6 protein-coding genes are annotated in these 8,529 nt (G+C 35.1%); 2 read left to right on the forward strand and 4 right to left on the reverse strand.

From position 1 onward, the window contains the following. On the forward strand, positions 1-225 hold a 225-nt coding region (locus tag LBD46_04610; protein ID MDR2426443.1), incomplete at its 5' end, for a hypothetical protein. Between the two features lie 78 nt (positions 226-303). On the opposite strand, the gene tsaB is transcribed toward LBD46_04610, so the two are convergent. The 3 genes from tsaB to thiL are packed head-to-tail and all read right to left on the reverse strand — an operon-like array spanning position 304 to position 2,361. Then, positions 304-966, reverse strand: a complete 663-nt coding sequence (gene tsaB, locus LBD46_04615) for a tRNA (adenosine(37)-N6)-threonylcarbamoyltransferase complex dimerization subunit type 1 TsaB (protein MDR2426444.1) — start codon at positions 964-966, stop codon at positions 304-306. Continuing rightward, complete coding sequence (gene tsaE, locus LBD46_04620; protein MDR2426445.1) at positions 963-1,379, reverse strand: tRNA (adenosine(37)-N6)-threonylcarbamoyltransferase complex ATPase subunit type 1 TsaE; 417 nt, start codon at positions 1,377-1,379, stop codon at positions 963-965. Before tsaE ends, tsaB begins: the two co-directional genes overlap by 4 nt. A 1-nt stretch (position 1,380) precedes the next feature. Continuing rightward, positions 1,381-2,361: a thiamine-phosphate kinase gene (gene thiL / locus LBD46_04625; GenBank protein MDR2426446.1), complete on the reverse strand. Its 981-nt coding sequence runs from the start codon at positions 2,359-2,361 to the stop codon at positions 1,381-1,383. A 75-nt stretch (positions 2,362-2,436) separates the two neighbouring features. Here thiL and LBD46_04630 point away from each other — a divergent pair, with 75 nt between their 5' ends. After that, positions 2,437-3,261 (forward strand): prohibitin family protein, encoded by an 825-nt coding sequence (locus tag LBD46_04630; GenBank protein ID MDR2426447.1) that lies wholly within the window; start codon positions 2,437-2,439, stop codon positions 3,259-3,261. 131 nt (positions 3,262-3,392) lie between these two features. Here LBD46_04630 and LBD46_04635 read toward each other — a convergent pair. Further along, on the reverse strand, positions 3,393-8,529 hold a 5,137-nt coding region (locus LBD46_04635), incomplete at its 5' end, for a hypothetical protein (GenBank protein MDR2426448.1).

Raw genomic sequence — 8,529 nt, forward strand, 5'->3', positions numbered from 1 at the left:
GCCAGAAAATCAGATGTCTTTGTTGCAGACACTTTATCACAACAAAATAAAAATCAAGCGGACGAGTTAAATGTCAGCTGGGTTGCTTTGAGAGATAAAGACGGTTTTAGGCGATTTGAGCTGGCTCTTGATAGGTTTAATATACCATATACAAAATACAATGGTGATTTAGATAAAGATTTGACGGAAATATTAGATATATTGTTTAGAAAAGAAGTTGATTGATAATAGGAAATAAATCCAAAAAATTACTACTTTGCAAGTGAACTTTTATAAAATTTTAAAAAGCAGTCAAGTCGGATATTATTTAGTACAGTGCCTTTTTTGAGTTTCTTCAGCCCACGAGCGCCGTATATACAGCGGTTCGACTTTGTCAAAAGGGAAATCTTTTTCAAATTGGGCAGATACGGCTAAAACGGATGCTTTCGGGAGATGGAAAGTTTCAGGTAAAGATACGCTGTAATTTCCCAGCGTTTTTGCAAGTTTATTTCTATACGATATAGCCGCACTTCCGACAATCAAAACTCTGTTTTTGTAAGCTTTTAAACTGTCCGCAAATGAATCTATACTTTTTATTATGACCTTTTTCCCGATTTTAATATATACTTCATTTCTCAATGCATCTATTGCTGGAACTATTTTAATTCCTTTTATATTAAGAGCATTTTTTAAAACTGTCAACGTATCTACAACAGCAGCGGGCTTATTTAAACTCTGGGCAAGAGTTTTTACTGCCGTCATTGCTACTCTTATTCCGGTAAAACTTCCGGGACCGGCGGAAACTGCAAATTTGTCTATGTCTTTATATGTATTTCCTGTATCTTCCAAAATGCGTTCGATTGAAGGAATCAACATTTCAGAATGAATATGTCCGTGATCGTAAAAAAATTCCGCAACGGTCTTGCCATTTTCATTTAAAGCCGTACTTAAACTTTTTCCAGAAGTTTCCAGAGCTAAAATTTTCATTTTCTTTTCTCTATTTTTATTTTTCGCTTATCGACGAAACTTTCTATTTCCACATTCCACTTACTGTCATTTTTCAGACCGATAAGTCTGTCAGGCCATTCTATTATCGCAATATTACCTCCGAAAAGGTATTCTTCAATTCCCATATCCCATACGTTTGCCGGACTTAATCTGTACAAATCCAGATGAAATAAATTGCATTCACCTGCATTATATTCGTTTACCAAAATAAAACTTGAACTTCTGGCAAAACCTTTATTGCCAAAAGAGCGGACTATGCCCTGGGTAAAAGTCGTTTTCCCGCTGCCAAGCTCTCCTTTCAAAAAAACTATATCGCCTTTTTTAAGCTTTCTTGCAAACCGTTCTCCGAGTTCTCTTGTTTGTTCGGGCGTTTTAGTTATAAAAGTTTTCATTTTAGAAATGTTTATAGCCAGAATATTTTATTTTTTCTTCTTTTCCATTATAAAAATATTTGACCTTTTTTGAATTATTTATAATCCCTATATAAGAAATTGACGGCACCAGCTTTTTTAACAACCTTGCTTTTGAAGCATGTACGGTAAAAACAAGTTCGAAATCTTCGCCGCCATATAAAGCAAATTCTTTTTGCCTATCTGCGTCAAAATTCTTTTTCAACTGCCATGACAGAGGAATCCTTTCAACATAAATATTGGCGCCTTTACCGCCAGCTTTTGCAATTAAATCTGCGGATATGTAAAGACCATCTGAAGAGTCGGTCATTGCAGTGATATGTTTCGCTATTTTATTTGCCTGTGTTAAACGCGCGCTCGGTATATTATGTCTGGATACTAAATATTTTTGTTCTTTTGTAAATTTATACTTTGCTCCGTATTTCATAAGAAGTGACAACCCCGCGGACGAATCACCTAAAAAGTTTGTAACACCTATTAAATCACCGTTTTCTGCGCCAGATCTGCAGACTATATTTTTGCCGCATTCGCCGACAAGCGTAACCGATATTATTAATTTATCAGATTTTACCGTATCGCCGCCGGCTATGACTGCACCGTATTTATCGCAGACTTTTTTTATGCCGCTGTAAAACTTTTCAATAAAACTTACAGACACATTTCCCGAACAGCCAAGACCTACAAAAATGTATTTAGGTTTGGCGTCACCCATCGATGCTATGTCGCTTATATTTACTTCTGCGGCTTTCCTTCCTAAATTAAAAGGAGAAATCCAATCCATTTTAAAATGAACATCCTCGACAAGCATATCTTTCGTAATGCATATTTTTGAATTTCCGTATTTAAAACAAAAACAATCGTCGCCCATAGCAACAGTTACGTTTCCGATGGCAACATTTGCACAAAAACGTTTTCTTATTATGTCTATAAGCCCGAATTCGCCTAGTGATTTTATATTTTTCATATCTGTAAAATTATACTAAATTTAAAAATTTAATTTTTTGCTATAATACTTCTAATTTAAAAAGGAGGATTAAAAATGAATGTTTACAAAGACATATTTCCAAACAGTGAAACAAGAAACATCATTAAAACTTTTATCATTGTAGCCGCGATATTATTGCTTTTATGCGCGGCATGGGGAAGCTTTTTTCAGGTACCTGTAGGTTATGTGGGAGTGCGCATTAACATCTTTTCCGGCGAAACCGAATCCTATGCAAGAGGCACATATTTAAAAGTACCCATTATGCATAAAGTGGTAAACTATGATGTAAAAACGCAAAGGCAGGAATTTAAAGCTAATTCCGCTTCAAAAGATTTACAGGCAGTCCATGCCATCATAGTCGTAAATTTCAGGCCTGACTACAGCAAAGTAAACGATATTCATACAAATATCGGAAGCGATTATCAGTGGAAAGTAATCGATCCGGCCGTACAGGAAGCGGCAAAAGCTGCAATTTCAAAACTGCCGGTCGAAATGGTAGTTGTCGAACGAGAAAATCTGCGCGCAGCCATCGAAGAAAGACTTTCGGAAAAACTTGCCCATTACAATATTATTATTGAAAACGTGAGCATAACAAACATAGATTTTTCAGCAGAATTTAACAGAGTCGTAGAAGAAAAACAAATAGAAGAACAAAAAGTTAAAAAAGCGCAATATCAAAGAATGCAGGCAGAAGAAGAAAAACAAAGACAAATCTTAATGGCAGAAGCGGAAGCGAAAAAACAACAACTTTTAAAAGAGTCGACAAATAAAGAGGTTATAGGTCTGAAATGGATTGAAAAATGGGACGGAAGGCTGCCCCTTTACATGATGGGAAACGACCAAAACGTAATAATGGCTCTGCCTGATTCAAAAAAATAAATTTTAGAAAACTACAGTCAACAAGTTAAATTAGTAGTTCACAAGAGAAGCGCTTTGCACAGATTTTATGTGCAAAGCGCTTCTTTTTACTTTTTAACGGATAAATCCATTTTCAAACAAAGTTATTCAAATTATGCCGCGCTAAGCATTGCGCGTACTCCTTCGTTCGTAATCGTGTTTTTTGTATAATCATTAGAAACTTTTACTTCTTTACTGTAAACGTTAAGCAGTTCCAGCAATTTGGCAAGGGCTATGCTTCTGTCGGGATTATCAGGTTTTGCGTTTTCAACAAATGAAGTGAGTATATTAATAACTTCTCTCATCTCTTCTCTAGTCTGGGCTGTGTCTTTATAAACTATGTAGTCGGCTCTTTGCAATTCATCATCTGCAGATGCATAACTTTGATCTTTACGTTCGGGTACATTTATGCCGTCAAGAAGTTCATACATTCTCGCTTCAACAAGCATTGATCTGTAAATGTCCGTGTCAATCCTAACTGCAAAATTAACCTCTTTCATATGTTTATTGGCTTCCAGTCTTTCAAGAACGCCTTGCAAATATCCGAGAGCTTCCTGAAATACTAAATTTTGCTCTTGGTCGGGAGTTTGTTTTATTAATGAAGCAAGTTGACGAGTTTTGGTATTTTCCAGTTTTTTTGCCATATTTTCAACTATTTCAGAATATTGTTCTGAAGAAGCGCTGCGCATTTGCCTAAGAATTTCATATATTCCTTTTTCATCTATTTGCGTATCGATATCAACCGCAAGTCCTGCACGTTTTCCTGCTCTAAATCTCCCTTCGGGGGTCTTTTTGACAACCAAAACCCATATAGTGACAATTCTCAGTAAAAATGCATTGAAATCAAAGTTGATGTTATTTTTCTTAAGTGCCTTAATAATTTCAGATCTTATGATTATCATTCCTTTATCAGATTCCATGGCGTTCTCCACGTCTTTAGCAACTGCATTGACATCTACCGTGCTTTCATTAAACAATGTTCCATTTTTGGGACCGATTTCAGCGGCCAAATCAGAGAAATTCTTTATATTGCCTTCACGAAACTTGTTGCTGTAATAATTTGTTTCTACCACCGCAATGCCGTCAACGTTTTCTCTTATTATAGCTGACGAAATTTTTGATGTTCCTGTCAAAGCATTGTCAACCTCGTCTTTGGATAAAGCATTGAAATCAAAAATTATTCCGTCAATTCCTCTTGAATCCGCTTTAGCATATTCCGCCGCTGATATTTCCAACCTTTTTATATCTTTTTTGCTTAAATTGGCTCTTAAACTTCTCAAATCATTTTCCACTATCTGTACCGCTTCCTTTGCCTGTTGTAAATCACCTGCTTTAAATCTTAAGACAATATTTTTATCTTTTGCATGCCCTGCTGCTATAAAATTTTTTAATTGTGCTTTCCTAGCTTCGTAACCCGAAACGTTTACTTCAACTATAAATGTAGTAAAATTATTATATTCGGCAGAATCAAAAATATCCTGAGAAATTTCCAAAACATCAATTGCAGCGGCAAGAGCTACCTGATTTCTCATATCATTGCCATCTCTTTTGCCTTTTATCTCCTTACCTGCAATTTCTAACTTCTCGGACTCCGAAAGGTTATTAGTAAAATGTAAATAACCTTTTTCTTTGGCTTGATCATTTTGCTCGGTGTTAAGCGTTATCGCAAAAACTGCGGCTAACGGCGAGGTTTCAGTAATAGCACTATAGGATATGTTAGACCCGTTTTCCACTATACCGACAGCACCATCCAGGTTGTCCACGACATATTTATAAGCGTTGTAAGCGGCAGGTTCTTTATCGTTGACATAATAATATACGTTGACTTTAAACCCGTTTCCCTGAGCGAGAGTTTTTTTGTAAATATGACTATCGCCGGTATTTTCAGCTGACATCTCTGTTATATCGGTATTGGTGTCTAAAGGCATAATCACATTGACATTTTTGCCGAGAGCGGCTTTTTTAACTGCGGTTTTAATTGCAAATTCTTCATCAGTTCCCTCGCCATCATAGATTAGAACATCCTCAAGTCCGATAAGTTCGTGGTATTTGGCAAAATCCGTATGTATATATAAATTCTCAAAAATTTTATTGGTAATGCCCTTTATTACGGCAGATGTAGTTTTGACAATTTTCTGAGACACATAGGGATCAATGGCGATATGCGTGCTGAGAAATCTATTGATAATACCAAATATAAATTCGACAATTTTCTTTATCACGCTTGATTTGATAGATTCAATTACCACTCGCTCCTCAAGAGTTTCATAGAAATTTTCCTCTTTTTTAATCGGACCGAACATTTCTTGTGTTTCCTTATCAGTAAAGTATACAAACTTTAATAACGTCTCTCCGGTAGCCAAAGAAACTAAATTGCTTAACTCCATTAACGATGATGCGATTGCAATTTCTAATTTGACATACTTTTCCTTTTTATTGGTCGATTTGTCATTGACTATCGTATCACCGAGAACATACAGATATTTTATTATTGTTTCTTTGTCCTTCAAGTCAGGATATGTACCACTTATTATATCAACTACTTCCTGTTTCTCAAGAGCGTCTTTTAGTTTTTTTATAGCAGAAATAATTTCAAGCTTCTTGAGAATAATTATATTGGTATTAAAAAAAGCTTTTTCAGCTGCCTGAAATTCAGCTTCCAACTCTTTGTCTTGTTTCACTTGAGCTATTTCAATAATTTTGAATATCGGAACAGGCGTCCCCAAAGCGCTGGCTGCCGTCCTGATTATCATGGGAATACCGCCTTTTTTATTGCCTTCACTTGTCCCTTTTTCGGTGACAACGATTACTGCGGGAGTTTTTGTATCATCCATCCAATCGAATACTTCTAAAGGAAATTGTCCCGCTAAAAAATTATCGGAATTTCCGAAATACCAGAAAGTGTCTTCTTCATCTCCGCTTTCCACCATTTGCCTAACTAATTTTGCTAAAAAAGATCCGTGATTAATCAATTCTTGATGATAGAAGAAATTCATTTCTCCCGTCTTTTCATCATACTGAATAGTAGGATGCGTCTTCTGTAAATACAAACCATCAATACTTAGCCCATCCGTATCTGTATAACCTTCATATCCTTTGCCATACACTTTCTTTAATACGCCTAAATTTATTAATTCTTCCTCGTAAGTTTTTCCGGTGGAAGATATCCTTTTCAACAACTTTTTAACATCTTCTAACGACTCATTATTTGTCACCAGGTTTAAGGTCAATCCGGCAAAGCCGGCATTTTTCTTTGCGATGAAATCGTCAAGTATTATTTCTGCGACGCTCTTTATTGTCCAATAACCATTTCTCTCTTGAACTCTCAGCCCTATATCTAGGGCTTTTGTTTTTAATTGTGGATCGCCCGCTTTAAGTTGTTCATTTTTATCTTGTGTCATTATATCTAAAACCAACCCATAACTTTCCTCTATTTTATCAGCACCCATCTTCACAAGATCTTCATATGTTATGTCTTCCTGTCCATATTCACGCTCGTTATACCATTCAGCTTGTAGAAAATACATGCTTTCCACTGCTTCTGAGATTTTTTTTCTTTCTGCTTTCGCTTCTTCTCTTTCCACATCGGATTTTGCTTCCATTTCTTTTTTTTCTACTTTTCTTTCTCTTACCTGCAAAACATACCACGCTTTTAAGAATTCTGTTCTCTTCAAATTTTCACCTATCCCAGCAAGCGCTAAATTAAACACAATAGGTATATCTGTCTTCTTGCCGTTTTCTTTTTTCCACTTTATTATTTCCGAGAAGTTAATTATATTTTTTGGATAATTTTTTGATTGTTCTTGTACGTTAACTAATGTGTCATCTGTCAAGAATTTTTCGACATCTGGTTCTCCTTCTTTTTTCATACGTATATATTTTAAAATCATTGCGACCTGCTGAATTTCTTCTTCAGGAGAAATGCCATATAATTTCTCTATAATCTTGCATACTTGCTCAACCGGGCCTTCTAAAATCTTCATTCTTTCGTCTATGTATGCTTTTATTGCTTCCAATGCATTATTTTCAGCAGTCTCCATCACTTTATGGTTTTGTCCTGTGTTATTTCCATGATACTTTTTAACTGCTTCTTTATAGTCGGACAAACGGGATTTCAAAATCGATACTAATTTATTTTTTACACCAAAGTTTTCTGGACTTATCAATTCAACAGCATCCACAGTATTCAACAATTTATCAAAATGTTCTTTTGGACTTTTTTTATAATCTTCTATTGCTTTTTTAAAGTTTATCAGGGCGGCCTCTGCTGCATTTTTTATGGGAAATTTTATTGCTCCCAACTTCTTTACAGCCTCCTCAAAATCTGCTTCTGTTTTACTTACTTCTATCTTTCTTAAATCTTCAACTTGTGACTCTAAACTTTTTGCATCAAATAACTCTTTATAAACCATTATTAAATTTTCAATTGCTTGTGCGATTTGCGTCTTTAAACTCCCCTTCCTCTCATTTACATCAAATTCTATTTCTGTTTCAGCCAAAGCTTCGTTTTCCTCTTTTTTTCTGTCTGCCGCTTCTTTTACCTTATAAACCTCTAAAATCTCTTTATATTTTTCAAGATTTGTCTTGACATCTTGTTCACTGTCTCCATCGAGAGTCTTATAATCTTTAAGCAGTTCTGACGCTCCGTCACTCTCTAACTCTTCCAAAACTTTCGGCATGTCTTCGGATAGATATTTTTTAATAACATCCCTGTCAATAAATACCTGTAAAATATTTATAGATTTAATAAGAACATACATAGTTTCAGCTTTTTTATCTTTATTGTCAAAATTTTTACACGCCTTATAGTTATCAAGAGCTGAGTAAAATTTTAACAGTGAGGAAACTAACGACTTTTTACCGAACAAATAACTTTTCACACTTTTAAAACTGAAAATATTGTTTAAATGCGTGATAAATTCAGATTTAGTCCCTTTAATATGCACTAATTCGTGATTCAAAATAATATTGTCAACTAAGTCTTGATCTAACTTCATCAACGCCAAAGCATTAACTCTTATTATTTTGTTTGCTTCATCTGCATCGGCAATAACTTTCAATCCCGGCTCATTTTGAATTTCAACAGTGTTAAGTTTTCCAGCATATCTTATGTTAAGCATATTTACATATGCAGCAACTCTCTCTTTTTTAACATCCGTAAGTTCTTCTTGTGCAGTTTTCTCAAGAGCATCTTTAACTCGCTTAGCATTAGATATTGAAACTGCTGAAAAACCAAATATTCCCAAACCC

This window comes from Candidatus Endomicrobium procryptotermitis, assembly GCA_031279415.1.
Classification (GTDB): Bacteria; Elusimicrobiota; Endomicrobiia; order Endomicrobiales; family Endomicrobiaceae; genus Endomicrobium_B; species Endomicrobium_B procryptotermitis.